This is a genomic window from Streptomyces doebereineriae (assembly GCF_031845645.1).
In the GTDB taxonomy this organism is placed as follows: Bacteria; Actinomycetota; Actinomycetes; order Streptomycetales; family Streptomycetaceae; genus Streptomyces; species Streptomyces canus.
On record NZ_JAVREZ010000009.1, the window covers coordinates 222787 to 247648 of the forward strand.

19 protein-coding genes are annotated in these 24862 nt (G+C 71.9%); 9 read left to right on the top strand and 10 right to left on the bottom strand.

Annotated features, from left to right (window positions below):
• The first annotated feature begins 38 nt into the window (after positions 1-38).
• From RNB18_RS26240 to RNB18_RS26250, 3 genes are all read left to right on the top strand, one after another.
• Positions 39-1463, top strand: a complete 1425-nt coding sequence (locus RNB18_RS26240; protein WP_311716577.1) for an MGH1-like glycoside hydrolase domain-containing protein — start codon at positions 39-41, stop codon at positions 1461-1463.
• Positions 1460-3400 (top strand): amylo-alpha-1,6-glucosidase, encoded by a 1941-nt coding sequence (locus RNB18_RS26245; RefSeq protein ID WP_311716578.1) that lies wholly within the window; start codon positions 1460-1462, stop codon positions 3398-3400. Before RNB18_RS26240 ends, RNB18_RS26245 begins: the two co-directional genes overlap by 4 nt.
• A 176-nt stretch (positions 3401-3576) precedes the next feature.
• Positions 3577-5328, top strand: coding sequence for an alkaline phosphatase family protein (locus RNB18_RS26250; protein ID WP_311716579.1), 1752 nt, complete (start codon positions 3577-3579; stop codon positions 5326-5328).
• A gap of 178 nt (positions 5329-5506) precedes the next feature.
• On the opposite strand, the gene dusB is transcribed toward RNB18_RS26250, so the two are convergent.
• Positions 5507-6661, bottom strand: a complete 1155-nt coding sequence (dusB, locus tag RNB18_RS26255) for a tRNA dihydrouridine synthase DusB (protein WP_311716580.1) — start codon at positions 6659-6661, stop codon at positions 5507-5509.
• 96 nt (positions 6662-6757) lie between these two features.
• Here dusB and RNB18_RS26260 point away from each other — a divergent pair, with 96 nt between their 5' ends.
• Positions 6758-8203 carry an MFS transporter gene (locus tag RNB18_RS26260; RefSeq protein WP_311716581.1) on the top strand — a complete coding sequence of 482 codons (1446 nt, stop codon included), beginning with the start codon at positions 6758-6760 and terminating at the stop codon, positions 8201-8203.
• Between the two features lie 87 nt (positions 8204-8290).
• On the opposite strand, the gene RNB18_RS26265 is transcribed toward RNB18_RS26260, so the two are convergent.
• The 5 genes from RNB18_RS26265 to RNB18_RS26285 form a co-directional block, all read right to left on the bottom strand.
• Entirely contained in the window at positions 8291-12613 is a 4323-nt protein-coding gene (locus RNB18_RS26265; RefSeq protein WP_311716582.1) for a cation-translocating P-type ATPase, read from the bottom strand.
• 9 nt (positions 12614-12622) lie between these two features.
• Positions 12623-13117, bottom strand: coding sequence for a hypothetical protein (locus RNB18_RS26270; RefSeq protein WP_311716583.1), 495 nt, complete (start codon positions 13115-13117; stop codon positions 12623-12625).
• Between the two features lie 84 nt (positions 13118-13201).
• Positions 13202-14065 (bottom strand): LysR family transcriptional regulator, encoded by an 864-nt coding sequence (locus RNB18_RS26275; RefSeq protein WP_311716584.1) that lies wholly within the window; start codon positions 14063-14065, stop codon positions 13202-13204.
• A gap of 13 nt (positions 14066-14078) precedes the next feature.
• Complete coding sequence (locus RNB18_RS26280; protein ID WP_311716585.1) at positions 14079-15281, bottom strand: MFS transporter; 1203 nt, start codon at positions 15279-15281, stop codon at positions 14079-14081.
• A 235-nt stretch (positions 15282-15516) separates the two neighbouring features.
• Positions 15517-16419: a helix-turn-helix transcriptional regulator gene (locus tag RNB18_RS26285; RefSeq protein WP_311716586.1), complete on the bottom strand. Its 903-nt coding sequence runs from the start codon at positions 16417-16419 to the stop codon at positions 15517-15519.
• Positions 16420-16514: 95 nt separating this feature from the next.
• Here RNB18_RS26285 and RNB18_RS26290 point away from each other — a divergent pair, with 95 nt between their 5' ends.
• Together RNB18_RS26290 and RNB18_RS26295 are read left to right on the top strand one after the other, a co-directional pair.
• The gene (locus tag RNB18_RS26290; RefSeq protein WP_311716587.1) at positions 16515-17948 is read left to right on the top strand and encodes an MFS transporter; all 1434 of its coding nucleotides are present in this window, start codon (positions 16515-16517) and stop codon (positions 17946-17948) included.
• Positions 17949-18058: 110 nt separating this feature from the next.
• Positions 18059-18265, top strand: coding sequence for a hypothetical protein (locus RNB18_RS26295; RefSeq protein ID WP_069759084.1), 207 nt, complete (start codon positions 18059-18061; stop codon positions 18263-18265).
• A 6-nt stretch (positions 18266-18271) separates the two neighbouring features.
• On the opposite strand, the gene RNB18_RS26300 is transcribed toward RNB18_RS26295, so the two are convergent.
• The 4 genes from RNB18_RS26300 to RNB18_RS26315 form a co-directional block, all read right to left on the bottom strand.
• Complete coding sequence (locus RNB18_RS26300) at positions 18272-18859, bottom strand: TetR family transcriptional regulator (protein WP_311716588.1); 588 nt, start codon at positions 18857-18859, stop codon at positions 18272-18274.
• Positions 18860-18884: 25 nt separating this feature from the next.
• A complete protein-coding gene (locus tag RNB18_RS26305) occupies positions 18885-19895 on the bottom strand; it encodes an aldo/keto reductase (RefSeq protein ID WP_311716589.1) in 1011 nt (336 codons plus the stop codon).
• 67 nt (positions 19896-19962) lie between these two features.
• The gene (locus RNB18_RS26310) at positions 19963-20574 is read right to left on the bottom strand and encodes a LysE family translocator (RefSeq protein ID WP_311716590.1); all 612 of its coding nucleotides are present in this window, start codon (positions 20572-20574) and stop codon (positions 19963-19965) included.
• Positions 20575-20657: 83 nt separating this feature from the next.
• Positions 20658-22040, bottom strand: a complete 1383-nt coding sequence (locus tag RNB18_RS26315; RefSeq protein WP_311716591.1) for a glycine--tRNA ligase — start codon at positions 22038-22040, stop codon at positions 20658-20660.
• Positions 22041-22202: 162 nt separating this feature from the next.
• Here RNB18_RS26315 and RNB18_RS26320 point away from each other — a divergent pair, with 162 nt between their 5' ends.
• From RNB18_RS26320 to RNB18_RS26330, 3 genes are read left to right on the top strand one after another with little or no spacing between them, the layout of a single operon-like run.
• Positions 22203-23150, top strand: a complete 948-nt coding sequence (locus tag RNB18_RS26320; protein WP_311716592.1) for a metal ABC transporter substrate-binding protein — start codon at positions 22203-22205, stop codon at positions 23148-23150.
• A complete protein-coding gene (locus RNB18_RS26325; RefSeq protein WP_057615747.1) occupies positions 23147-23923 on the top strand; it encodes a metal ABC transporter ATP-binding protein in 777 nt (258 codons plus the stop codon). The genes RNB18_RS26320 and RNB18_RS26325 overlap by 4 nt, the downstream gene beginning before the upstream one ends.
• Positions 23923-24825 (top strand): metal ABC transporter permease, encoded by a 903-nt coding sequence (locus tag RNB18_RS26330; RefSeq protein ID WP_059205427.1) that lies wholly within the window; start codon positions 23923-23925, stop codon positions 24823-24825. The genes RNB18_RS26325 and RNB18_RS26330 overlap by 1 nt, the downstream gene beginning before the upstream one ends.
• Positions 24826-24862 lie beyond the last annotated feature (37 nt).

Consider the following 24862-nt stretch of genomic DNA (forward strand, 5'->3'; position numbering starts at 1 on the left):
ACCGAACCGGTCGGTCACACGTCTTCGGGGAGCCCCGAGTGGATCGCACTGCCCAGCTCATCACCCCTTCCGCGGCGCGCTCGATCGCATACGATCCGCCGGGCTCGTCACATTCCCTGCACGTCAGGGCGGCGAGGGTGCTGGAGAGCAACTGGACCGGCGCCTCCACGGTGCCCTCGCGCGGTCTGTACCCGCACCAGTGGTCCTGGGACTCCGCGTTCATCGCGATCGGCCTGCGCCACCTCTCCCCGCTGCGGGCCCAGACGGAGCTGGAGACGCTGCTGGCGGCCCAGTGGGGCGACGGGCGCGTCCCGCACATCGTCTTCAACCCCTCCGTACCGCTCGACGCGTACTTCCCGAGCCCCGACTTCTGGCGCTCCTCGACCGCGGGGCGCGCCGCGGGCGCCCCGCGCACCGTACAGACGTCCGGCATCGTGCAGCCACCGGTCCATGCCCTGGCGGTGTGGCTGGTCCACCGCGCCGACCCCGGTCTGTCCCGTGCGCGCGGCTTCCTCGCGAGGATGTACCCACGCCTGGCCGCCTGGCACCGCTACCTCCTGCACCGCCGCGACCTGGGCGGAGGCGGCCTCGCGTCCGTCGTGCACCCCTGGGAACAGGGTATGGACAACAGCCCCGCCTGGGACCTCCCGCTCTCCCGCGTCACACCGGCCCCGGCCCGCTCCTTCCGCCGCGCCGACCTCGACCACGGAGCCGCCGAGGACCGGCCGACGGATCTGGACTACGGACGGTACGTGCGGCTGGCGACGGACTACCGGGACGCCGGATACGCCGACGGCGGCGGAGAGTTCGCCGTCGAGGACCCCGCCTTCAACGCCCTGCTCATCGCCTCCGAACACGCCCTCGCCCGGATCGCCGACGAACTGGGGGCGCCCGGCACTGCCCGGCACGCGCGCGCGGAGCGGCTGACGGCGGCGCTGGTGGACCGGCTGTGGGATCCGGCGAGCGGGATGTTCCTGTGCCGGGATCTGCGAGGGTCCGCCCAGGACAGGCGCGGCGCCCTGATCCCCGAGCGTGGAGTCTCCGGCCTGCTCCCCCTGCTGCTCCCCGGCCTCCCGCGGGACATCGTCACGGCGGTCGTGCGGACCGCCTCCGGCCCCCACTTCGGCCTCGGCACCAGCACCCGCCTCCTCCCCAGCTACGACCTCCTCGGCGAGGCCTTCGATCCGCACCGCTACTGGCGCGGCCCGGCCTGGTTCAACACCGCCTGGCTGCTGGAGCGCGGGCTGCGCACCCACGACGAGCACCGACGGGCCGACGCACTGCGGGAGTCGGCCCTCGAACTCGCCGCGACCACCGACTTCGCGGAGTACGTCGACCCGTACACCGGAGAGTCCTGCGGAGCGACCGGCTTCAGCTGGACCGCCGCGCTCGCGCTCGACCTGCTGCACAGCGACACCACAGTCACGGCGGACATGGGACTCAAGGGAGGGATCCGGCGATGACGGACCGGCATCATCTGCTTGTGCACGGCGGGACGTTCGCTGCCGTGGGTGACGGCGGGGACATCAGCGGCGTCCGGGGCGGCGGCAGCTCCCCGGACGGGCTGTTCGTACGCGACGCCCGGCACCTGAGCCGCTGGCAGCTCACGGTCGACGGCGCGGTACCGGAGGCCCTGTCGCCGGTGGCCGACGGCGACACCGCGCGCTGTGTCCTCGTCCCGCGCGGCGGCCGCCAGGAGCCGCCCGCCTGCACACTCTTCCGCGAACAGGCAGTGGGGGACGGCTCGTTCGTCGAATCCCTCCGGGTCACCAGCAACCGCCCGGTGCCGACGACGGTCCGCCTCGCGGTCACCGCGGACGCCGACTTCACCGACCAGTTCGAACTCCGCTCCGACTACCGCACCTACACGAAGACCGGCGCGATCCGGCGCCGCGAAATCCTCGACGACGGCGTGGAGTTCACCTACCAGCGCGCCGAATGGCGTTCCTGTACGACGGTGACGGCCGACCCCGCCCCGGATGGCGTCGAGGAGACGGGCACCGGAGCCAGGCGCCTGGTCTGGACGCTGGACCTGGAGCCGCACGGCACGGCCGAACTGACACTGCGGGTGATGGCCCGCCCGCACGGCGACAAGCGGGCCCGGCGGGTACCGAGCTCTCCGGCCGCGCTGAACGACCAACTCCTCGCACTGGAAGGCGAGTTCGTGGAGGGCATCGCCTTCCCGACCGGCTGGCCGGAGCTCGCCGCCGCCTGCGCCCGCGGTCTCGCCGACCTCGCCTCGCTCCAGGTACCGGCGACCGGCCCCGACGGCGAGGAACTGCGCGTCCCGGCCGCCGGAGCCCCCTGGTTCCTGACCCTGCTGGGCCGGGACGCCCTCCTCACCTCGCTCTTCGCCCTCCCCTACCGCCCCCAGCTGGCCGCCGCGACGCTCCCCGCGCTCGCCGCGACCCAGGCGACCGAGACCGGCGCGGCCTCCGTGGCCCAGCCCGGCAAGATCGTGCACGAGGTGCGGCACGGAGAACTGGCCCACTTCGGACAGGTGCCGTACGGCAGCTACTACGGCTCGGTCGATGCCACCCCCCTGTTCCTCATCCTGCTCGGCGCATACGTGGAACACACCGGGGACCTCCCGCTCGCCCGGCGCCTGGAGCCCCACGCCCGTGCGGCGATCGGCTGGATGCTCGACCACGGCGGACTCACCTCGCGCGGTTACCTCGTCTACCGCGCCGACCAGGGCGGACTCGCCAACCAGAACTGGAAGGACTCCCCCGGAGCGATCTGCGGCGCCGACGGAGCACGGGCGAGCGGACCGGTGATGGCCGCGGGCGCCCAGGGCTACGCGTACGACGCGCTGCGCCGGACCGCGTGGGTCGCGCGCACGGTGTGGAAGGACGAGACCTACGCGGCACTCCTCGAACAGGCCGCGGCGGATCTACGCGATCGCTTCCAGCGGGACTTCTGGATGCCGGACCGTGCCTTCCCCGCACTCGCGCTGGACGGCGAGGGCCGGCAGGTCGACGCGCTGGCCTCCGACGCCGGGCATCTGCTGTGGTCGGGGCTGCTCGACAAGGAGTACGGAGAGCTGGTGGGGCGGCGGTTGCTGGAGCGGGACTTCTTCTCCGGGTGGGGGGTGCGGACCCTGGCGGCCGGGCAGGCGGCGTATCACCCGCTCTCGTATCACCGGGGCTCGGTGTGGCCGCACGACAACGCGCTGATCACGCTGGGGCTGGCCCGGTACGGGCTGCACGACGAGGCCCGGGCGGTGGCGCACGGGCTGGTGGACGCGGCGACGTCCGCCGGGCACCGCTTGCCGGAGGTTCTGGCGGGGTACGGGCGGGAGACCCATGGGGAGCCGGTGCCGTACCCGCACGCGTGTGTGCGGGAGGCGCGGTCCGCTGCGGCGCCGCTCGCGCTGCTGACGGCGGTGGGGGGCGCGTAGTGCTCCGCGGGTGAGGCCGTGGGAAAGGCCCTCACCTGACCGTTGACCACGCGTTTGCCCGGTGTTTGCCCGCATCGGTGAACTGCTGCCGGAAGCGGGACGTACGGGAATGTGGCGGATCCGAGACCCCATATCGGATCCGCCTCCTACCAGGACCCGTACGGAAGGACCCTCGGGTGTCCGAGACCCTTGCAGAGAGCACGTCACCCGAGGCCGAGGCGACGGGTGCGGACGGTACGCCGGCCGAGAAGCCGTCCCTGCGCGCGCGTCTGGTCCACTGGCGGGACGCGCACCCCACCGCCGTACGCAACACGCGCTGGACCCTCAACATCCTCGCCGCCCTGCTCGTCCTGGGCGCCCTGCTCCTGCCGAACAAGGTCGCCTATCTGCACCTGCGGGCGTTCGTGCGGCTTCCGGCGGAGGCGATCCTTGGGGCGGCCGTGGCGCTGGCGCTGCCGCGTCGGCCGCGGCTGGTGGTGGCCGTGGTGTCCGGGGTGGGGCTCGGCGTGATGACGATCCTGAACCTGCTCGACATGGGATTCAACGACTACCTCGGGCGGCCTTTCAATGTCGTCCTCGACTGGGAGTTGCTCGACGACGCGCAGTCGTACGTCGCGGACTCGATGGGCAAGGGAGTGGCGGTCGGTGCCGCGGTCGGCGCGGTGGTCCTGGTCCTTCTGCTGCTGGCCGTCATGGCGCTGGCGATGGTCCGGCTGAGCGGTCTGCTGGTCCTGGACCGGCAGACCGCCACCCGGGGCACCCTCCTCGCGGCCACCGTCTGGGTCACCTGCGCCGCGCTCGGTCTGCAGATCTTCGGCACTCCGCTGGCCTCCGAACACACCGCCGCGCTCGCCACCACCCAGGCCAAGCGGGTGCTGTACACCATGCGGGACGAGGCGGAGTTCCAGAAGGTGGCCAAGGTCGACGCCTTCGGGAACACACCCGGCTCCCAGCTGGTGCCCGACCTGCGCGGCAAGGACATGATCTTCACCTTCATCGAGAGCTACGGCCGCAGCGCCGTCGAGGACCCGGCCATCGCGCCCGGCGTGGACAAGACCCTCGACACCAGCACCGCGGCCCTCGCGAAGGCCGGCTTCCACGCGAAGAGCGGCTGGCTGACCTCGGCGACGTACGGCGGCAGCAGCTGGCTGGGCCACTCGACGACCCTCTCCGGCCTCTGGATCGACAACCAGCAGCGCTACCGCACGGTCATGGCCAGCGACCATCTCAGCCTCACCAAGGCCTTCAAGAAGACCGGCGCCTGGGACACGGTCGGGGTGATGCCGGGCATCCAGAAGGGCTGGCCCGAGCAGAAGTACTACGACCTCGACAAGGTCTACAACGCCTTCCAACTCGGCTACCAGGGACCCAAGTTCAGCTGGTCGACGATGCCCGACCAGTACGCCCTGGAGGCCTACCAGCGCCAGGTCCACGGCAAGAAGCGCGACAAACCGCTGATGTCCGAGATCATCCTGACCTCCAGCCACCAGCCCTGGGCGCCCATCCCGAAGATGGTCGACTGGGACGACCTGGGCGACGGCTCGATCTTCAAGGGCATCCAGAAGGCGGGCACCAAGCCGTCCGAGATCATCGCCGACTCCACCCGCTCCAAGCAGGAGTACGGCAAGTCCATCTCGTACTCGGTCACTTCACTGACCCAGTGGCTGGAGCGCTACGGCAGCGACGACACGGTCCTCGTCTTCCTCGGCGACCACCAGCCGATCGCCCGGGTCAGCGGGGAGAACGCCAGCCGTGACGTGCCGATCTCGATCGTCGCCAAGGACCCGAAGGTTCTCGACAAGATCGCGTCCTGGAACTGGACGGACGGCCTGAAGCCGGCGCACAACGCCCCGGTCTGGAAGATGAGCTCCTTCCGAGACCGCTTCCTGACGGCGTACGGCTCGACTCGGCACCCCTCGAAGGGGTGACGCTGCGCTGGGCTTGGGCGGGGCGCCTACGGGGGCGCCGGGTCGGGTTGTCGGGCGGCTGCGGGTGAGTGAGGGCTGGTCGCGCAGTTCCCCGCGCCCCTGTGGAGCTGCAGTCACCCGCGCCAGGACGGGCCGTTGCCCCGACCCACCCACCGGACCCGCACCCGCACCCGACCGGTCAGCCCCCCGACGTGTCCAGCTCCGCGTCCTCCCCGACCCCCGCGCAGTCGTACGGGTCCTTCAGCCAGCCGTCCGGGAGGACCACCCGGTTGTTGCCGGACGTGCGGCCACGCGGCCCGTCGGCGCCCGTCGGCCAGGGCTGGTCCAGCTCCAACTCGTCCAGCCCCGACCGGAGTTCCGCCAACGACGACGTGATCGCGAGCCGCTTGCGCATCTCGCTGCCGACCGCGAAGCCCTTCAGGTACCAGGCCACGTGCTTACGGAAGTCGATGACCCCGCGGGACTCGTCGCCGATCCACTCCCCCAGCAGCGTGGCGTGCCGGACCATGACATCGGCCACCTCGCGCAAAGAAGGCCGGGCGATGTCTTCCGTACGCCCCTCGAACGCCGCCACCAGGTCCGCGAACAGCCACGGCCGCCCCAGACACCCCCGCCCGACGACCACCCCGTCGCAGCCGGTGGACGCCACCATCCGCAACGCGTCCGACGCCGACCAGATGTCCCCGTTGCCGAGCACGGGAATCTCCGGCACATGTTCCTTCAGGCGGGCGATCGCGTCCCAGTCCGCCGTGCCGCCGTAGTGCTGGGCGGCGGTACGACCGTGCAGCGCGATGGAGGTGACCCCCTCCTCGACCGCGATCCGCCCGGCGTCCAGATACGTCATGTGATCGTCGTCGATCCCCTTGCGCATCTTCATCGTGACCGGCAGATCCCCCGCCCCGCTCACGGCCTCGCGCAGGATCGCCCGGAGCAGAGGACGCTTGTACGGCAGCGCGGACCCGCCCCCCTTCCGCGTCACCTTCGGCACCGGGCACCCGAAGTTCAGGTCGATGTGATCGGCGAGATCCTCCTCCGCGATCATGCGGACGGCCTTGCCGACGGTGGCCGGGTCGACGCCGTACAGCTGGATCGAACGAGGCTTCTCGCTCTCGTCGAAATGGATCAGCTGCATGGTCTTCTCGTTGCGCTCGACGAGCGCCCGGGTCGTGATCATCTCGCTGACGAACAGCCCCTTGCCCCCGCTGAACTCCCTGCACAAGGTGCGGAAGGGCGCGTTGGTGATCCCGGCCATCGGAGCCAGGACGACAGGCGGCTGCACGGTGTGCGGACCGATCCGCAGGGGCGTGTTCTCGGTGAGCGCGGTCGTGGACATTCCCCCATTGTCACGCACGGCCCGGGGTGCCCCGGCATTGATCATGCATGAACCATTAGTTAGACGCACTATCGAAATCGGCGTACGATGGCCGGCATGCCTGAGCTCAGCCACCGCCGACGCATGCTGGTACTCGCGATCTGCTGTATGAGCCTGCTGATCGTGAGTCTCGACACCACCGCCCTCAACGTCGCCCTGCCCGCCATGCAGCGAGGCCTGGACGCGAGCACGGCGGGCCTCCAGTGGACGATCGACGCGTACACCCTCGTCCTCGCCTCGCTCCTGATGCTGGCCGGCTCCACGGGCGACCGGATCGGCCGCAAGCGCGTCTTCATGGCGGGTCTGATCGTGTTCACGATCGGCTCCGCGCTGTGTTCCGCCGCGCCGAACCTGGAGGCGTTGATCGCCTTCCGCATGGTGCAGGCGGTCGGCGGTTCGATGCTCAACCCGGTCGCGATGTCGATCATCACCAACACCTTCACGGACCCGCGCGAGCGCGCCCGGGCGATCGGGGTGTGGGGCGCGGTCGTCGGCATCTCCATGGCCGCGGGACCGCTGGTCGGCGGCGCGCTCGTGGACTCGGTCGGCTGGCGCTCGATCTTCTGGGTCAACCTGCCGGTCGGCCTCGCGGCCCTGCTGCTCACCCTGCGGTACGTCCCCGAGTCCCGGGCGCCCAAGGCCCGCCGCCCCGACCCGGTCGGACAGGTCCTGGTGATCGCGCTGTTCGGCTCACTGACGTACGCGATCATCGAGGCGCCGGCCTCGGGGTTCTCCTACGTCCTGCCCTTCGCCGTCGTGGCCGTCCTCGCCCTGGCCGGACTGCTCTGGTACGAGCCCCGGCGTGACGAGCCCCTCATCGACCTGCGGTTCTTCCGGTCCGCGCCGTTCAGCGGGGCCACAGTGATCGCGATCTGCGCCTTCGCGGGTCTTGGCGGGTTCCTGTTCCTGTCGACGCTGTATCTGCAGAACGTCCGCGGGCTGGACGCGCTGCACGCCGGCCTGTGGATGCTGCCGATGGCGGTGCCGATGTTCCTGTGCGCGCCCCTCGCCGGGCGGCTGGTGGGGAGCCGGGGACCGCGGCTGCCGCTCGTGATCGCGGGGGTCATGATGACGGCGAGCGGGGTGCTGTTCGCCGCGTTCGACGCGGAGACCTCGGATCGGACGCTGTTCCTCGGATACGTGCTGTTCGGGATCGGCTTCGGATTGGTGAACGCGCCGATCACGAACACGGCGGTGTCGGGGATGCCGCGCGCCCAGGCCGGGGTTGCCGCCGCGGTTGCCTCCACGAGCCGTCAGCTGGGGCAGACGCTGGGAGTTGCGGTGATCGGGGCGGTGCTGGCCTCGGGGGTGGGGGCGTCGTCGTACAAGGAGACGTTCGTGTCCGCTGCTGTGCCGGGGTGGTGGATTCTGGCCGGGTGCGGGGGCGCGGTGCTGGCTCTCGGGGCGGTGACCACTGGGCCGTGGGCACGGCGTTCCGCTGAACGGACGGCTGAGCGGTTGGAGTCGGTTGAGGTTCGCGAGGCGGCGGGGGTCAGCGCGTAGTTCGGCGGCTGGGAGCCGGTGGGGGTTGCTCGCGCCCCGCGGCGGAGCCGCATGTCGACACAGCCCCGCGCCCCTGAGTGGGCCGACTCAGCGCAGTCGATTCAGCAGCGTTCGTTCCAGAACAGGCAAAGACCGCTGGCTTGCGAGAGCCAGCATGATCGCCGCCACCACCCCCGCCCACGCCAAAGGCCCCAGCGGTGTGCAGCCGAACAACTGGCTCACGCCTGGCGTCTCCACCAAGGCCACCAACACCGCCGCCGAGCCCAATGACGTCACGCGGACCAAAGGACTCTCCCGGCGGTCCGCCCAGGTCTGGGCCAGCTGCGTGCCCACCACCGCGCACAGTGCCATCGTCGTCGAGCGGCGGGCCGTGCCCGGGGTGAAGCGGCCGATCAGCCAGGCCACGGTGGCGCCCAGGCAGGTGGTGATCGCGCGGTCGCGGATCTGTCGGGTCAGAGCGGTGCCCAGGATCGAGTCGACCGAGGGCTCGTCCTCCGTCGGTTTCTCCGTCGGCGTCACCGCCACCGCCATCGCCGGGAACAGGTCGGTGAAGAGGTTCACCAGGAGCATCTGACGGGTGAACAGGGGCGCGGAGCCCGACAGGAGCGTGCCGAGGATGCCGAAGCCCACCTCGCCCGCGTTGCCGCCGATCAGGATGGCGATGGCGTCGGCGACGCTGTGCCACAGGGCGCGGCCCTCGCGGACGGCCTCGATGAGAACGGTGAGGTCGTCGCCGGTGAGGACGAGGTCGGCGGCGTTGCGGGCGGCGGCCGAGCCGCGGGCACTGATGCCGACGCCGATGTCGGCGGCGCGGATGGCGGCCGCGTCGTTGGCGCCGTCGCCGACCATGCCGACGACCCGGCCCGCGTCCCTGAGGGCCTCGACGACCTGGAGTTTCTGCTCGGGCGCGACCCGGGCCACGACGTCGGCGTCGCGCAGCATCCGGGAGCGGGCCGAGCGGTCGGCGGCGGCCAGTTCGTCGCCGGTGACGATCGTGGCGTCCTCGGGCCAGCCGAGGTCGGTGGCGATGGCGTGAGCGGTCTGCGGGTGGTCGCCGGTCAGCACGACAGGCCGTACGCCCGCCTCACGCAGTCCGCGGACCAGGTCCGGTGAGGTCTCCCGGGCGACGTCGGCGAGGGCCAGCAGACCCACGAACTCCAGGTCGCGCAAGGGCTCTTCGAGTACGGCCTGCTCGTCGCCGTCGAGCGGGCGCCGGGCCACCGCCAGGACGCGCAGGCCGTCCCGGGCCAGCGACTGGGCGCGTTCGGAGGCCTCGGCGGGCAGGTCGGCGCAGGCGGGCAGGACGGTCTCGGGGGCGCCCTTGAGGACCAGGACCGGGGAACCGTCCCCCGGGTGCCCGACGGCGGCGGCGTAACCGCGGCCGGCCTCGAAGGGGAGACCCTCGAGCTGGGTCCACTCCTCGTCGGGGGCGGCCGCGTCCAGGACGGCCTCGTCGGTGGCGTGGGCCGGGCGCTGCTCGGAATCGCCGTCGAGCTGGGGGCAGGCACGGGCCGCGATCCGCAGCGGGCCGTCGGCGTCGGGCTCGTCGAGGGTGTGGACCGTGCCGTCCGCGTCGGTGACCCGGACCAGGCGCAGCCGGTTCTCGGTGAGCGTGCCGGTCTTGTCGAAGCAGATGGTGTCCATGCGGCCCAGGGCCTCCAGGGTGCGCGGGGCGCGGACCAGGACGCCGTGCGCGCTGAGCCGGCGGGCCGCCGCCAGCTGCGCGACCGTGGCCACCAGCGGCAGCCCTTCCGGTACGGCGGCCACCGCGACCGCGACCCCGCCGCTGACCGCCTGCCGCAGGGGCGTGCCGCGCACCAGGGCGAGCCCGGTGACCGCGGCGCCGCCCGCCATCGTCAACGGCAGTGCCTTGCGGGTGAGTTCCTGGAGCCGGGCCTGGACTCCGGCGGCGGCCGGGGTACGGGCGGCGAGCGCGACGGCGCGGGCGGCCTCGGTGCGGTTGCCGGTGTCCACGACGACCGCGCGGGCCTGTCCGGCCACCACGGTCGTCCCCTCGAAGACCATGCAGTGCCGTTCGGCGACGGGGGCGCGCGGGCTCGGGTCGGTGCACTTGTCGACCGGGAGGGACTCGCCGGTCAGCGCGGACTCGTCCACTTCAAGGCCGTCCTCCCACAGCAGGCGGGCGTCGGCGGGCACGACGTCGTCCAGCGTCAGCTCGATGACGTCCCCCGGGCTCAGCTTGGCGGCGTCGACGACATGCGGTTCCGCGTCCTCCTCCGTGACCCGGGCCTTCTGCTTCTGCTGGGCGAGCAGCCCGGACAGGGCCCGCTCGGCGCGCAGCCGCTGGAGTCCGCCGACGAGGGCGTTCAGGTCGAGGGCGCCGACCACCAGCAGGGCGTCCATCGCGGACCCGAGGATCGCGGACGCGGCCGAGCCGACCGCCAGGACGGGGGTCAGCGGGTCGTCCAGCTCCCCGCGCACGGCCCGGGCGAGCTGCGCCGACCACCTGACGGGGGCCAGCACGGGCAGTCGTACGACGGTGTCGGCGGCGGTGCGGACCCGTTCGGTCGTCTGCTCGACGAGCGTCGGCTCCGGCGGCGCCTCCCGTTCCAGCCGGTCGCGTACGTCGTCCGGGTCCAGGGCGTGCCAGGCCACCCGGGGACGCGGGTGCGGGAGGCTCGCGCCGGCCACGCGGAGGGCCGCGCGGGTGCCGGTGAAAAGGGCGGCGGCCGCGGCCGCGTCGACGGGTGCGTGCCGGAGGCCGGGGAGTGCCGTACGGCGTCGGCCGCGGCCCGACTCACCGACGGCGACGAGGAGTCCGGACAGGGCGGCGCCCGAGCGGGCCAGGGTCTGGGAGCGGCGGCCGACCCCGCGGGCCGCCGGGACGGCGGTCAACAGCCGCCAGACGTCGGGCAGTCCGTGCGGGGCGAGGACGTCGGCGCCCCAGGCGACCGCGCAGCCGCCGTCGGTGAGGGAGACGGCCACGTCGCCGCGGAGGAGTCCGGCGACGACGTCGGCGTCCTGGGGGCGGGCGATGGTGAGAACGCCACCGCCACCCTCGGCGTCGTCATCGCCATCGGCGTCGTCGCGGAGTTGGTCGACGATGTCCCTCAACGGGCGTTCGGCGTCCACGACTTGGTCCGCGAGGCCGGTGAAGTCGGCCAACGCGGGGTCGTCCACGACGACGACGCGGAGTCCGGCGCGCCGGGCCGCGTCCAGCACGGCCTCCGCCCAGGGGTCTGCTCCCGCGCCCGGGGTGCGCAGAGCGCTCGGGTGCAGGAGGACGGTGCCGACGGTCTCCAGCTGCCGCAGCCGGTCCGGGTCGCGCACCAGGACGCCGGAGCGGGACAGCGTTGCGCTCAGTACGGCGTGGAAGGCGGCGGGGCCGTAACGCGCGGCCTTCGGGGAACCGGCGAGGACCGCCTCGGCGGCCTCGGTCACATCGTGTTTGACGAGCAGCGCGGCGACGGCGCCGGCGATGCTGCCGGCCGAGGCGTGGCCCGCGTACTCCTGGGCGGGCGAGGGGCGCGGCGGCGGACGCAGGGCCAGGTCCGCGGGCACGCTGTCCCGGTCCGGGACGCACAGGTCGTCGTGGACGGCCTCGAAGGTGGCCGTCCGTACGACCGCCTCCGCCAGCTGGCAGGTGCGCAGCGTTCCGTCGAGCAGCAGGGAGGTGGGGCTGTGACCTGCGCCGTGCACGGCGGCGTTCACGACGGCCAGCGCCACGTCCATCCGCGCGGTCCCGAGCCGCCCTCCCAGCCAGCCCCTGAAGCGAGGGTTCTCCCGCAGCAACGTCGCCACCGCCGTCACCGGCCGCGGCGAGGCCGGCAGCCGCAGCGCGGACCCGGTGAACGCGGCGGCGACTCCGACGGCGTCGGCGGCGAGCGCCATGCCGGCGGTCCGGATGGAGCCGGGGTCACCGGGGTGGGCGAGCTCCTCGACATCCTGGCCTGCCGACACCAGCCCGTACCGCTCGGCAAGCACCGAGACCCGCTCCATGACCCGCTCGGTGGCCACTCCCTCCGCCGCGGTCACGACGAGCCGCCCGAGGCCCTGGTCCCAGTAGGCCAGAGCGACGTCGGGGTGCTCGGCGAGGGCGGTGACGAGACGGCGGGCGCGGTGTTCGGTACGGGTGGAGCGCGGCGGTGGAGAGGAGGGGATGGCTTCTTTGTGCTCCCCGTCCGCGTCGTGCTCTCCGTCCGCGTCCGTCTCCGCGCGCAGCGCCAGATGGGCCCGGTGGCCCGCTCGCCAGTCCTGGGGTGCTCCCGGGAGGGCTGCCCGGGCGGCCCTCGTCGCCCGGGCCGCGAAGTCGGCCGTGCGTACGCCGGCCCGGGCCGTTCCGGCCACCGCTCCCGCGGCCGCGCCGACCGCGGCGGGCGTGTTCCTGGCCAGCAGGCGTGGTCCGGCCAGGACGAGGCCCGCGGCGGCTGTCGTGAGTCCTCGGTTCATCGCTCGTCCTCAGTCGCCGGATCGGGTACGGCCCGTGGTGGCGCCGCCGGGGCCTCCTCGGCCGGACGGCGACGCCGTCTCGTGCGGAGGGAGCTTGTCGGAGGGCGATGACGAGACCGACGTGCCCCGTGACGTAGTGGGCGCTGTGCCGTGTGACGACGCCAGTACCCGGGGTGTGGGCCGGCTCTCGTCCCCCGACTCGCCGTGCTCCCCAGGCCTCGGCTGCGTCAGCCACGCCACCGCCGCCCCGGTGACCGCGACGGGCCACTCGACGACGCCCGCGACGCCGAGCACCCCGGCCCCGGCGTACACCGCGAACCGCCGGCCGCGCGGCGACATCGCCCCGACCCGGTCCAGCGCTCCACCGGCCACCCGGCCCACCGTCCCGGCCCCGGGAACCTTCCCCAGTACCGACGCGGCCGCCCGCAGCGGCTGCGGAAGCCCCTGCGCCGTTGACGGTGGTTCTGACTCTGCTACCTGCTGCGACGACTTCTGCTCGGCCATGACTCGCCTCGCCTGTGGGGGGTCTTCTCTCGGACCGACCGAGTTCCCGCACTGCGGGCGATCATCCCCACCGGCGGCAACCGGTCAGGCGCTCTGGAGCACCGGCCGCTCCGCGTCCCGCAACGCCTTGGAGAGGTTCTCCGCGTGCGGATGGGGGTTGGTGCGCGGATGGACGTAGTGCAGGACCGCGGGCGGGGCGCCGGTGAGGGGGAGGTACAGGACGTCGGGATCGGGATGCTGGGCGGCGACCGACTTCGGCAGGACGCCCACGCCCCGTCGGGCGGCGACGGCGTGCAGGTACTCGTCCAGGTTGGCGGCCTCGGCGCCGATCTCGGGCCGGGCGTCGGCGGGCCAGTCGCCGGGCGCCAGAGTGCCGCTGACCGTGTTCAGGACGAGGCAGCGGCGGCCCAGGTCCCGCCAGCCGACCCGGGAACGCGTGGCGAGGGTCGAGCGGACCGACACCGCGGCGACCCTCTCCTCGCGGGCGATCTCCACGGTGTGGAGGCGGGGATCCTCGACCGGGCCCCACAGCAGCGCGGCGTCCACCGCCCCGGTGTGGACACCGGCCAGCCGCTCGTCCCGGCGTACCGGCTGGACCATGATGTGGTGCCGGCGTTCGACGAGGTCGATGGCGTCACGACCGCGGCGGCGGGGGAAGCCCCAGGTGTAGCCGAGGCTGAGGGGCTCCTCCTGCGGGACGGGACGCAGGGCCGCTTCGAGGCGGGGCAGCAGTACCTGGAGCTCGGCGCGGAGGCGTTCACCGTCCGGGGTCAGCCGGGGGTGGCGGGTGGTCCGGTCGAGCAGCCGGCAGCCGACGTGGTCCTCCAGTCTGCGGATGGTGCGGCTGAGCGTGGGCTGGGGGATGCCGAGCCGTTCCGCGGCCCAGGTGAAGTGCTGTTCCTCCGCCAAGGTGAGGAAACAGCGCAGCTGTTGCAGTCCTACGTCCATCGTCACGACGGTACTACTCACCCGCGTTGACCGATTCCGGCGTGCGCGCGTTCCGGCCGGGCTCCTCCTCCGCGTCGGCGGATCGGGGCATGCGGACCAGAACCAGGTGCAGCACCAGCCCGACGGCCACGAGCGCGCCCGTCCAGTACGGCAGGTCCGCGGGGGCCACTCCGGCGGCGAGGGCGACCCCGCCCAGGGCGGAGCCGAGCGCGCTGCCGAGGTAGACGGCGGAGCTGTTGAGGGAGACCGCGACGGGCGCCTGGTCGGGTCGGGCGGCGATGAGCTGGTGCTGCTGGGGCACCTGGAGCGCCCAGCCGGTCGCGCCCCACACCACCAGCGGCACGGCGAGCACCCAGGTGGCCCGGGCCGCGACGGGCAGCAGCAGGTGGGAGAGGCACAGCAGGAGCAGGACGACGGTGACGACGGCGTAGGGCCGTCCCGTGCGGTCGACGATCCGGCCGATCAGCAGGCTTCCGGCCACACCGCCCAGGCCCCAGGCCCACATCGCGCCGAGCGTCCCGTCGATGCCGCCCGCGTCGGTGAGGAAGGGCGCGAGGTAGGTGTACAGGCCGAGGCTGGTGACACCGGCGATGAGGGACACCCCCGCGATCGCGGCCACGGGACGCCGGGCCAGGATGCGGGCCCGCTCGCGCAGGGGCGGCGGCGGGACGGCCTCCAGGCGGGGCAGTGCGAGGACGATCCCGGCGAAGGCGACGGCGCCGAGGCCGGTGATCAGCCACAGCGTGCCGCGCCAGCCCACGTGGTCGGCGAGCAGCACGCCGACCGGTACGCCGATGACCGTGCCGATGCTCATCCCGCCCATGACCAGGGCGAGGGCCCGGCCGCGCCGTTCCTCACCGGCGAGGGAGGCCGCGGTGGCGGCGGCCATGGGTGAGTAGACACCCGCGCCGACGCCCGCGAGGGCCCGGGCGACGAGTAGCACGGCCAGGCTGCCGGCGAGGGCGGTGAGCGCGTTGGCGGCGGTGAACAGCAGCAGGGCCGCGGTCAGGATGGTCCTGGCGGGCCGTCCGGCCAGCGCGGTCGCGAACACCGGTGCGGCGAGGGCGTAGCAGAGGGTGAAGAGGGTCACCATCTGGCCCGCCGCGGACTCGCTGGTGTGCAGGTCGGCGGCGACCTTGGGCAGCAGTCCGGCCATGACGTAGGCGTCGAGGCCGAGCGCGAAGGCTCCGAGGACGAGGATGTGGAGCCGGTTCATCCGAGGCGCTCGCAGGGGGAGGCCGCGTCGGTCTTCTCCCGGTACGCCGACAGGAACTGTTCGTACACGCTGTTGCTCTCCCCTTTGACTGGGCCGCACTTGTGGTGCGGCCTCGATCAGCCCGGGAAGTACATCGAGCGGACGGGGGCACGATCCAATACACCAGGTGCATGTTGCATCCATCTGGTGCATACGACGAGGCGGGAGCGGTGGGAGAAGGGCGCTGAGATCTCGCTCACGCCGAAGGACGCGGGGTCCGTTCCAGAGCGATCGCGTGCAGCTTCTCCAGCCGCAGCCGGGATTCCTCGTCCGCGGGGGCGTAGGTCACCATGCGCGGCCCCGCGTCGGGGCCGAGCCACAGGTCGGTGTGGTCGACGGAGACATGGCCGACGTAACGGTTCATGAACTCCTTGCGGCGGCCCCGGTGTTCGATGACCTCGTGCCGGTCCCAGACCTCGCGGAACTCCGGGGACTCCGTGCGCAGCCGCTTCAGGAGCATCTTCCAGCCGGGCTCGGCGAGGTGTCCGGCCATGGTGGCACGGAAGCGGGCGGCCATCAGGCGCTGCGCCTCCGCCAGGTGCACGATCGAGGAGCGCCAGTCGTCATTGGTGTAGGAGAGGATCATGCAGTTGCGGTCCTCGGGCGGCACCGCGTCCAGGTCGCACAGCAGCAGGCCGTAGGTGCGGTTGTAGGCGAGGATGTCGTAGCGGCTGTTCTGCACACAGGCCGGGACCGGCTCGAGCTGTTCGAGTACCTGCTGGATCGCAGGAGTGATCGACGGGCAGACGGTGGCCGGCGTCGGGTCGACGGCCCCGGCGAGCTGGAAGAGGTGCGAGCGCTCGGTCGGGTCCAGCTGCAGTGCGCGGGCCAGGGCGTCAAGGACCTGCACGGAGACCTGGATGTCACGGGCCTGCTCCAGCCAGGTGTACCAGGTGACGCCGACCGCGGAGAGCTGGGCGACCTCCTCCCGGCGCAGGCCCGGGGTGCGGCGCCGGCGGCCGCGGGGCAGACCGACCTGTTCGGGGGCGATGTGCTCGCGGCGGTGGCGCAGGAAGGCGGCGAGCTCATGGCGCCGGATCGCCGCGGCGGACGCGGTCGGTGTCGCCGGTACGGCTGTCTCCTGGGCCATGGTCGTCATGCCTCCAGCCTGCCTCCGTCGGGACCCTGTTGCCAGGTGGTTCTTCTACCAGGATAAGAAGACTCTGGTACCCCTCTGGGGGCGGGCGCAGGCTCATGGGTGTGACCACCGAAACCACCACTCCACACGCCGTCCGCCCGGCCGCACCACCCGAGCTGGGCGGCCTCGGACTGTTCACGGTGCTGCTCGCCGCGGCACTCCCCCTCATCGACTTCTTCATCGTCAACGTCGCGCTGCCCACCATCGGCGCGGACCTGTCCGCGAGCGAGTCGGTCCTCGAACTCGTCGTGGCGGGCTACGGGTTGGCGTACGCCGTCCTCCTCGTCCTCGGCGGCCGCCTCGGCGACCTGTTCGGGAGGCGCCGGCTGTTCCTGGGCGGCATGCTCGCCTTCGGGCTGACCTCGCTGGCGTGCGGGCTCGCGCCGACCGCGTGGACGCTGGTCGCCGCGCGGGTCGCCCAGGGCGCCGCGTCGGCGGCGATGCTGCCGCAGGTGCTCGCCACGATCCAGTCGGCGACGGCCGGACCCCGCCGGGCACGGGCGATGGGCCTGTACGGCGCCACGGCGGGCCTCGCCATGGTGGCGGGCCAGATCCTCGGCGGTGTCCTGGTGGCGGCCGACATCGCGGGCACGAGCTGGCGGGCGGCGTTCCTGGTGAACGTCCCGGTCGTCCTGCTCGGCCTGTTCCTCGCGGCCCGTACGGTCCCCGAGACCCGTTCCCCCCGCCCGGAGCCGGTGGACGGCCCCGGCACGGTCCTGCTGGCGGCGACCCTGCTCGCATTGCTGGCCCCGCTGACCGAGGGCAGGGCGGCGGGCTGGCCGCTGTGGACGTGGCTGTCGCTGGCGGCGTTCCCGTTCCTGGCGTGGGCGTTCTTCGCGGTGGAGCTCAGGGCGGACCGCGAGGGCCGCACTCCCCTGGTCCCGCCGAGCCTCTTCCAGCTGGTGTCCCTGCGCCGCGGTCTGCTGCTCATCCTGCCCTTCTCGATGGGCTTCGCGGGCTTCATGTTCGTGATCGCGGTGGCGCTCCAGGAGGGGGCGGGCCGCAGTCCCGTCCAGGCGGGTCTCGCACTGGTCCCGCTGGCGGTGACGTTCCTGTTCACGTCGATCGCCGGACCGCGGCTGATCGCCCGCCACGGCACCCGGGTGGTGACCGCGGGCGCGCTGATCCAGGGGGTCGGTCTGGGCCTGATGATCCTGGCCGCGCACTCCTCCTGGCCGGACCTCGGCCTGCTCCCCCTGCTCCCCGGCGGGGCGATCGCCGGAGTCGGCCAGGCCCTCCAACTGCCCGTGGTCTTCCGGATCGTCCTGTCCGAGGTGCCGCCCGCCCGGGCCGGTGTCGGCAGCGGCGTGATGGTCACCACCCAGCAGGTCTCCCTGGCCCTCGGGGTGGCCACGCTGGGCACCCTCTTCCTCGCCCTGGCGCCGGGCATGGGCATGCGGGACGCCCTGGTGACGACGCTCCTCGTCCAGCTGGCCGGGGTGGCCCTGACGGGCGTACTGAGCCTGCGTCTGCCGCGCACGATCGACTGACCGATCGACCGACCGAGCCGCCGGCCTGGCTCAAGTCCTGGCGAACGCCCCGTGAAGATACTGCTGTTGATGTTGTTCTTGCTGCACACTCCTAGCCGGAGGCGAGGCACATGTTGCAGATCAACACGAGCAGGGTGAGCCGCTGGGACCAGCACGGCCGCGAACACGTGGTCCAAGTGCAGCGCAAGGGCGCGCAACGCACGATCAGATGTGACACCTGCGGCTGGCGCAAGGGAGCGCAGTTCCTGCCGTGGCTGAAGGCGGAGGAACACCTGGCGGAGGCGCACCAGGCGACGGTGGACCCGTCGCAGACGTAGCGGCGGTCAGGTCTTCAGGCCGCGTACCAGCAGGTCCAGCAGCGCCGTGAACTCCTCTTCCGCACCCGGCTTTTCCCACTCACCGGCATAGCCGGGGTCGTGGAAGAGGGCCGTGGCCTGGAAGAGGGCTCGGGCCGTGGTGGCCGGGGCGGTGACGGTGAAGGCGCCCGCGTCGATGCCGTCCTGGACGACGCGGGTCAGCTGGTCGGTCAGCTCGGTGAGGTGCTCGACTACCGCGTCGACGTTCTCACCGGTCAGCACCGTGTACGTGGCGAACAGTTCCGGATCGTCGCCCGCCTTGCGGCGTTTGGCCTCGAAGAGCGCGGCCAGCCACTCCCGCAGCCGGGCCTCCGGGTCACGGTCCGCCTCGGCGATCACGGCCAGCATCCCCGTCGTCCGGTCCAGCCACCGCTTCGTCACCGCCTCCCGCAGCGCCGCCTTCGTCCGGAAGTGCCGGTAGACGCTGCCGTGGCTGACGCCGAGCGCGCGCGCCACGTCGACCACGGTGGCCTTGGCGGGGCCGTGGCGGCGCAGCACCTCCTCGGTGGCTTCGAGGATGCGCTCGGCGGTCAGGGTCTCGGTGCTCGGTGGCATGCCTAGACCGTACCTGGCACGGTGTTCATCGTTCGCTGTCGAGCATGGCCATCAGCGGGGCCGCGTACCGCTGGCCGGCCGCCGCGTCCGCCGGTACGGCGTCCTCGATGGCGGCGAGGTCGGCGGCGTCCAAGGTCACGTCCAGGGCGCCCAGTGCCTCGCCGAGCCGTTCGCGGGTCCTCGCGCCGACCAGCGGCACGATGTCGTCACCTTGCGAGAGCACCCAGGCGATGGCGATCTGCGCGACCGTGACGCCCTTCTGTTCGGCGATCTTGCGCAGGGACTCGACCAGCGTGAGGTTGTGCTGGAGGTTCTCGCCCTGGAAGCGGGGCGAGTGGGCACGGAAGTCGTTCGCGGCGAGCTGCCGGTCGGCCGTGAGGTGGCCGGAGATCAACCCGCGCGAGAGCACTCCGTACGCGGTGACGGAGATGCCCAGCTCGCGCAGGGTGGGCAGGATCTCCCGCTCGGGGCCACGGGATATGAGGGCGTACTCGATCTGAAGGTCGGCGATCGGGGCGGTCGCGGCGGCCCGGCGGATGGTGTCGGCGCCGACCTCGCTGAGCCCGATGTGCCGCACCCAGCCCTTCTCGACCAGTTCGGCGATCGCGCCGACGGTCTCCTCGATCGGCACCTGCGGGTCGAGCCGGGAGGGGCGGTAGACGTCGATGTGGTCGACGCCGAGGCGCTGCAGGGAGTACGCGGCGAAGTTCTTCACGGCGCCGGGGCGGCCGTCGAAGCCGGCCCAGGCGCCGTCCGGGTCGCGCAGGGCGCCGAACTTCACGCTGAGCAGCGCGTTCTCGCGCAGGGCGGCCGGAGCGGTGCGCAGTGCCTCGCTGATCAGCAGTTCGTTGTGGCCCATGCCGTAGAAGTCGCCGGTGTCCAGCAGGGTGACGCCGGCCTCCAGGGCGGCGTGGATGGTGGCGATCGACTCCGCGCGGTCCGTCTCGCCGTACATGCCGGACATGCCCATGCAGCCGAGGCCGAGGGCGGAGACCTGGGGGCCGGTGGTTCCGAGGGTTCGGGTTCGCATCGTCATGCCGTCCACCCTGCCATGACAGCTGACAGATTTCAATATCTGTCAGCTGTCATCTGTCACGCGGCGGTCACGCGTCGGTCGTGGCCAGCTTCGCTCCGAGCAGCACGAAGGACGCCGCGAAGCTCCGCCGCAGCCAGGCCATGACCCGGGGCCGGGAGATCACATGGCTGCGGACCGAGGCCGCGAGCACCCCGTAGGCGGCGAAGACCAGGAAGGTCGCGAGCATGAAGACCCCGCTCAGCACCAGCATGCGCGGCAGGGCGTGCGGCTCGGCCGGACTCACGAACTGGGGCAGGAACGCGAAGAAGAAGATCGTCAGCTTCGGGTTGAGGAGGTTGATCAGCACCCCCCGGGCGATCACGCGCCCCGCGGACAGGGGTGCGTCGCCCTGGTCGACCTCGATCACCTCTTTGTCCCGCACGGTCGCCCAGGCCATGTACAGGAGGTAGGCGACCCCGGCGTACTTGACCACCTGGAACGCCACCGCACTCGCGTTCAGCAGCGCGGCAAGGCCGGTGACGGTGGCCAGGACGTGCGGCACGATCCCGAGCGTGCAGGCGAACGCGGCCACGACGCTCGCGCGAGGACCACGGGAGAGCCCGGCGGCGAGCGTGTAGACGACCCCGGTGCCGGGAGTGGCGACCACGACGAGGGTGGTGAGGAGAAAGGCGAGGCTCATGGGGCCAGCCTGGACGCGCCAAAGCCCCCGACACAGGGCCAAAGCGAGGCCTGTATCGGGGGCCAATGACAAACCGGGGGGAGCTAGCAGCCGACGAGACGCCCGGCCAGGTAACCCTCGATCTGGTCGAGAGACACCCGCTCCTGCTTCATGGAGTCGCGCTCGCGGACCGTCACCGCGTTGTCCTCGAGCGTGTCGAAGTCGACCGTCACGCAGTACGGCGTACCGATCTCGTCCTGGCGCCGGTAACGGCGGCCGATGGCGCCGGCGTCGTCGAATTCGATGTTCCAGTTCTGGCGCAGCGCCTGGGCGAGACCCTTGGCCTTCGGGGACAGCTCGGCGTTGCGGGAGAGCGGGAGGACCGCGACCTTCACCGGGGCCAGGCGGTGGTCGAGGCGCAGCACGGTGCGCTTCTCCAGCTTGCCCTTGGCGTTGGGCGCCTCGTCCTCGACGTATGCGTCGAGCAGGAACGCCAGCATCGCGCGGCCGACACCGGCCGCGGGCTCGATGACGTACGGCGTCCAGCGCTCGCCGGCCTCCTGGTCGTAGTAGGCGAGGTCCTGGCCGGACGCCTTGGAGTGGGCGCCGAGGTCGTAGTCGGTGCGGTTGGCCACGCCCTCCAGCTCACCCCACTCGTTGCCGCCGAACTGGAAGCGGTACTCGATGTCGGCGGTGCGCTTGGAGTAGTGCGAGAGCTTCTCGGCCGGGTGCTCGTACCAGCGCATGTTCTCCTCGCGGAGACCAAGGCCCGTGTACCAGTTCCAGCGCTGCTCCATCCAGTACTCCTGCCACTTCTCGTCCTCGCCCGGCTTGACGAAGAACTCCATCTCCATCTGCTCGAACTCGCGGGTGCGGAAGATGAAGTTGCCGGGCGTGATCTCGTTACGGAAGGACTTGCCCATCTGCGCGATGCCGAACGGCGGCTTCTTGCGCGAAGCGACCTGCACCTGGGCGAAGTTGGTGAAGATGCCCTGGGCGGTCTCGGGGCGCAGGTAGGCGATGGAGCCGGTGTCCTGCGTCGGGCCGAGGTGGGTGGAGAGCAGACCCGAGAACTGCTTCGGCTCGGTGAACTGGCCCTTGTTGCCGCAGTTGGGGCAGTTCACGTCCGCCAGGCCGTTCTCCGGCTCGCGCTTGTGCTTGGCCTCGTAGGCCTCGATCAGGTGGTCCGCGCGGAACCGCTTGTGGCAGGAGGTGCACTCGGTGAGCGGGTCGGAGAAGGTGGCGACGTGACCGGACGCGACCCAGACCTCGGGGGCCAGGATCACGGACGAGTCGATACCGACCACGTCCTCGCGGGACGTCACCATGTAACGCCACCACTGACGCTTCAGGTTCTCCTTGAGCTCGACACCCAGCGGTCCGTAGTCCCAGGCGGCCTTCTGGCCACCGTAGATCTCACTGCAGGGGAATACGAAGCCACGGCGCTTGCTCAGGCTGACGATGGTGTCGATCTTGTCGGCGGCCACGGTGCTCTCTTCATTACGACGACGGGCGACGAAGCAATCTCTACGGAGCAGTGCTTCAGAGCGAATGCCTCAGGTTACCGGCGGAGGCTCCCCCCCAATCAAATCGGTGCCGCTCAGCCCGTTTGTTGACAACGGTTTCCATAATTGATGAAAATGACTGTCATGAACGTACGACGTCACCTCATACCCACGGTCGCCGTGGCCGCTGCCCTCGCCGCCCTCTCCGCCTGCTCCACAGACAGCGCCGCCGCGGGGAACACCGGCAAGTTCGACGTCGTCGCGTCCTTCTACCCGATGGCCTTCCTCGCCGAGCAGATCGGCGGCGACCATGTGAGCGTGACCAGCCTGACCGAGCCCGGCCAGGAGCCGCACGACCTGGAGATCAGCGCCAAGCAGACCGCGCAGCTCCAGGAGTCGGACGCGGTGCTCTACCTCAAGAACCTCCAGCCCTCCGTCGACGACGCGGTCAGCCAGTCCGAGATCAAGACCAAGATCGACGCCTCCTCCCTCACCGAGCTGGAGAAGCACGGCAACGAGGTCGGCGGCCACGCGGCCGAGCACGACGACCACGCGAACGGCGAACTCGAGGGTCTCGACCCCCACATCTGGCTCGACCCGGTGCGCTACGCCCAGGTCGCCGAGGGCGTCGGCAAGGCCTTCGAGAAGGCAGACCCGGACCACGCGGCCGACTACAAGGCGCGTACCGCGGCTCTCGTGAAGAAGCTCGGCGCCCTGAACACCGAGTTCGAGACCGGGCTCAAGAACACCGACACCAAGGTCTTCGTCACCACGCACGCCGCCTTCGGTTACCTCGCCGAGCGCTACGGCCTCACCGAGGAGGCCATCAACGGCCTCGACCCCGAGTCCGAGCCCAGCGCCGACCGCGTCAAGGACCTTGAGAAGATGGCGAAGGCCGACGGCGTCACGACCGTGTTCTACGAGACGCTCGTCAGCGACAAGACCGCGAAGACCATCGCCTCCGACGCCGGGCTGAAGACGGACGTCCTCGACCCCATCGAGGGCATCACCGCCAAGTCCCGCGGCAAGGACTACTTCGCGGTCCAGGAAGCCAACCTCAAGGCGCTGCAGAGCGCCCTGGGAGCGAAATGACACCGGAGGACGGCATGACCGAGCCCGTCATCGCGCTGCGCGGAGTCCGCGCCGACCTGGGCTCGCGGCCCGTCCTGCGCGGCATCGACCTCACCGTGCACCGCGGTGAGGTCGTCGCGCTGCTCGGCGCCAACGGCTCCGGCAAGTCCACCGCGATCCGCACGATCATCGGCCAAGTGCCCTTGTCCGCGGGGGAGATCGAGCTCTTCGGCACCCCGCGCGGGCGGTTCGGGGACTGGGCGCGGGTCGGGTACGTCCCGCAGCGCACCACCGCCGCGGGCGGGGTCCCCGCGACCGTCACCGAGATCGTCTCCTCCGGGCGCCTGTCCCGCGCCCGTTTCGGTGTGCTGCGCAAGGCCGACAAGGAAGCCGTGCGCCGGGCCCTGGAGCTGGTCGGCATGGCGGACCGCGCGAAGGACTCCGTCGACGCCCTCTCCGGAGGCCAGCACCAGCGGGTGCTGATCGCCCGCGCGCTCGCCTCCGAACCCGAACTGCTGATCATGGACGAGCCGATGGCGGGCGTGGACCTGGCCAGCCAGGAGGTGCTGGCGCGGACGCTCGGGGAACAGGTCGCCCAGGGCACCTCGGTCCTGCTCGTGCTGCACGAACTCGGCCCGCTGGAGCCCCTGATCGACCGGGCGGTCGTCCTGCGCGACGGCTGTGTCCAGCACGACGGCCCACCCCCGCGAGCCGTCGGCCAGCACGCCCTGCCCGGCCATGACCACGTCCACCCCCACGACCACGAGCCGATCCGCACGGGACTGCTGAGCTGATGGACTTCCTCGACTACGCCTTCATGCAGCGGGCTCTGCTCGCCGCCGTCCTGGTCGGCATCACCGCCCCCGCCGTCGGCATCTACCTCGTCCAGCGCCGCCAGGCCCTCATGGGCGACGGCATCGGCCATGTCGCGATGACCGGCGTCGGCCTCGGCTTCCTGCTCTCCTGGTCGCCGGTGTGGATGGCGACCCTGATCTCGGTCCTCGGCGCGGTCCTCATGGAGCTGATCCGCTGGTACGGCAGGACACGGGGTGACATCGCCCTCGCCATGCTCTTCTACGGCGGTATGGCCGGCGGCGTGATGTTCATCAACCTCGCGCCCGGCGGCTCGAACGCCAACCTGACGTCGTACCTCTTCGGCTCCCTGTCGACCGTGAGTCAGTCCGACGTGACGGCGATCTGCCTGCTCGCCGCGTTCGTGGTGCTCGTCACCCTCGGTCTGCGCCGGCAGCTCTTCGCGGTCAGCCAGGACGAGGAGTTCGCGCGGGTCACCGGTCTGCCCGTGCGGGCGCTCAACCTGCTGACGGCGGTCACGGCCGCGGTGACGGTGACCGTCGCGATGCGCGTGGTCGGGCTGCTGCTGGTGAGCGCGCTGATGGTGGTGCCGGTGGCGGCGGCGCAGCAGCTCAGCCGGAGCTTCGCGGCGACCTTCGCGATCGCGGTGGCGATCGGCGTGACGGTGACGATCGGCGGCACCGTGACCTCGTACTACCAGGATGTGCCGCCCGGCGCGACGATCGTGCTGCTGACCATCGGGGCCTTCGTCGTGCTGACGGGTCTGGCCACCCCGCTGGCCAGGCGACGGGCCCGGGCGGCCGCCGCCGCGCGACCCGTCCCGGACCCCGCGGAGTGTGCGATTCCGGCCAGTCGGGAGGCGGACGGCACCGTCGGCGTCTGACCCGGCACAGGCCGGGCTGGCACAATGGCCCGGCAGG

What these genes read in the sequence shown, in the direction of transcription:
- RNB18_RS26245 (WP_311716578.1), top strand. Translation starts at nt 1,460, where the DNA reads ATGACGGACCGGCATCATCTGCTTGTGCACGGCGGGACGTTCGCTGCC.
- dusB (WP_311716580.1), bottom strand. Translation starts at nt 6,661, where the DNA reads ATGTCCACGACCGCGCTCACCGAGAACACGCCCCTGCGGATCGGTCCG.
- RNB18_RS26260 (WP_311716581.1), top strand. Translation starts at nt 6,758, where the DNA reads ATGCCTGAGCTCAGCCACCGCCGACGCATGCTGGTACTCGCGATCTGC.
- RNB18_RS26265 (WP_311716582.1), bottom strand. Translation starts at nt 12,613, where the DNA reads ATGAACCGAGGACTCACGACAGCCGCCGCGGGCCTCGTCCTGGCCGGA.
- RNB18_RS26270 (WP_311716583.1), bottom strand. Translation starts at nt 13,117, where the DNA reads ATGGCCGAGCAGAAGTCGTCGCAGCAGGTAGCAGAGTCAGAACCACCG.
- RNB18_RS26275 (WP_311716584.1), bottom strand. Translation starts at nt 14,065, where the DNA reads ATGGACGTAGGACTGCAACAGCTGCGCTGTTTCCTCACCTTGGCGGAG.
- RNB18_RS26280 (WP_311716585.1), bottom strand. Translation starts at nt 15,281, where the DNA reads ATGAACCGGCTCCACATCCTCGTCCTCGGAGCCTTCGCGCTCGGCCTC.
- RNB18_RS26285 (WP_311716586.1), bottom strand. Translation starts at nt 16,419, where the DNA reads ATGACGACCATGGCCCAGGAGACAGCCGTACCGGCGACACCGACCGCG.
- RNB18_RS26290 (WP_311716587.1), top strand. Translation starts at nt 16,515, where the DNA reads ATGGGTGTGACCACCGAAACCACCACTCCACACGCCGTCCGCCCGGCC.
- RNB18_RS26295 (WP_069759084.1), top strand. Translation starts at nt 18,059, where the DNA reads ATGTTGCAGATCAACACGAGCAGGGTGAGCCGCTGGGACCAGCACGGC.
- RNB18_RS26300 (WP_311716588.1), bottom strand. Translation starts at nt 18,859, where the DNA reads ATGCCACCGAGCACCGAGACCCTGACCGCCGAGCGCATCCTCGAAGCC.
- RNB18_RS26305 (WP_311716589.1), bottom strand. Translation starts at nt 19,895, where the DNA reads ATGACGATGCGAACCCGAACCCTCGGAACCACCGGCCCCCAGGTCTCC.
- RNB18_RS26310 (WP_311716590.1), bottom strand. Translation starts at nt 20,574, where the DNA reads ATGAGCCTCGCCTTTCTCCTCACCACCCTCGTCGTGGTCGCCACTCCC.
- RNB18_RS26320 (WP_311716592.1), top strand. Translation starts at nt 22,203, where the DNA reads ATGAACGTACGACGTCACCTCATACCCACGGTCGCCGTGGCCGCTGCC.
- RNB18_RS26325 (WP_057615747.1), top strand. Translation starts at nt 23,147, where the DNA reads ATGACACCGGAGGACGGCATGACCGAGCCCGTCATCGCGCTGCGCGGA.
- RNB18_RS26330 (WP_059205427.1), top strand. Translation starts at nt 23,923, where the DNA reads ATGGACTTCCTCGACTACGCCTTCATGCAGCGGGCTCTGCTCGCCGCC.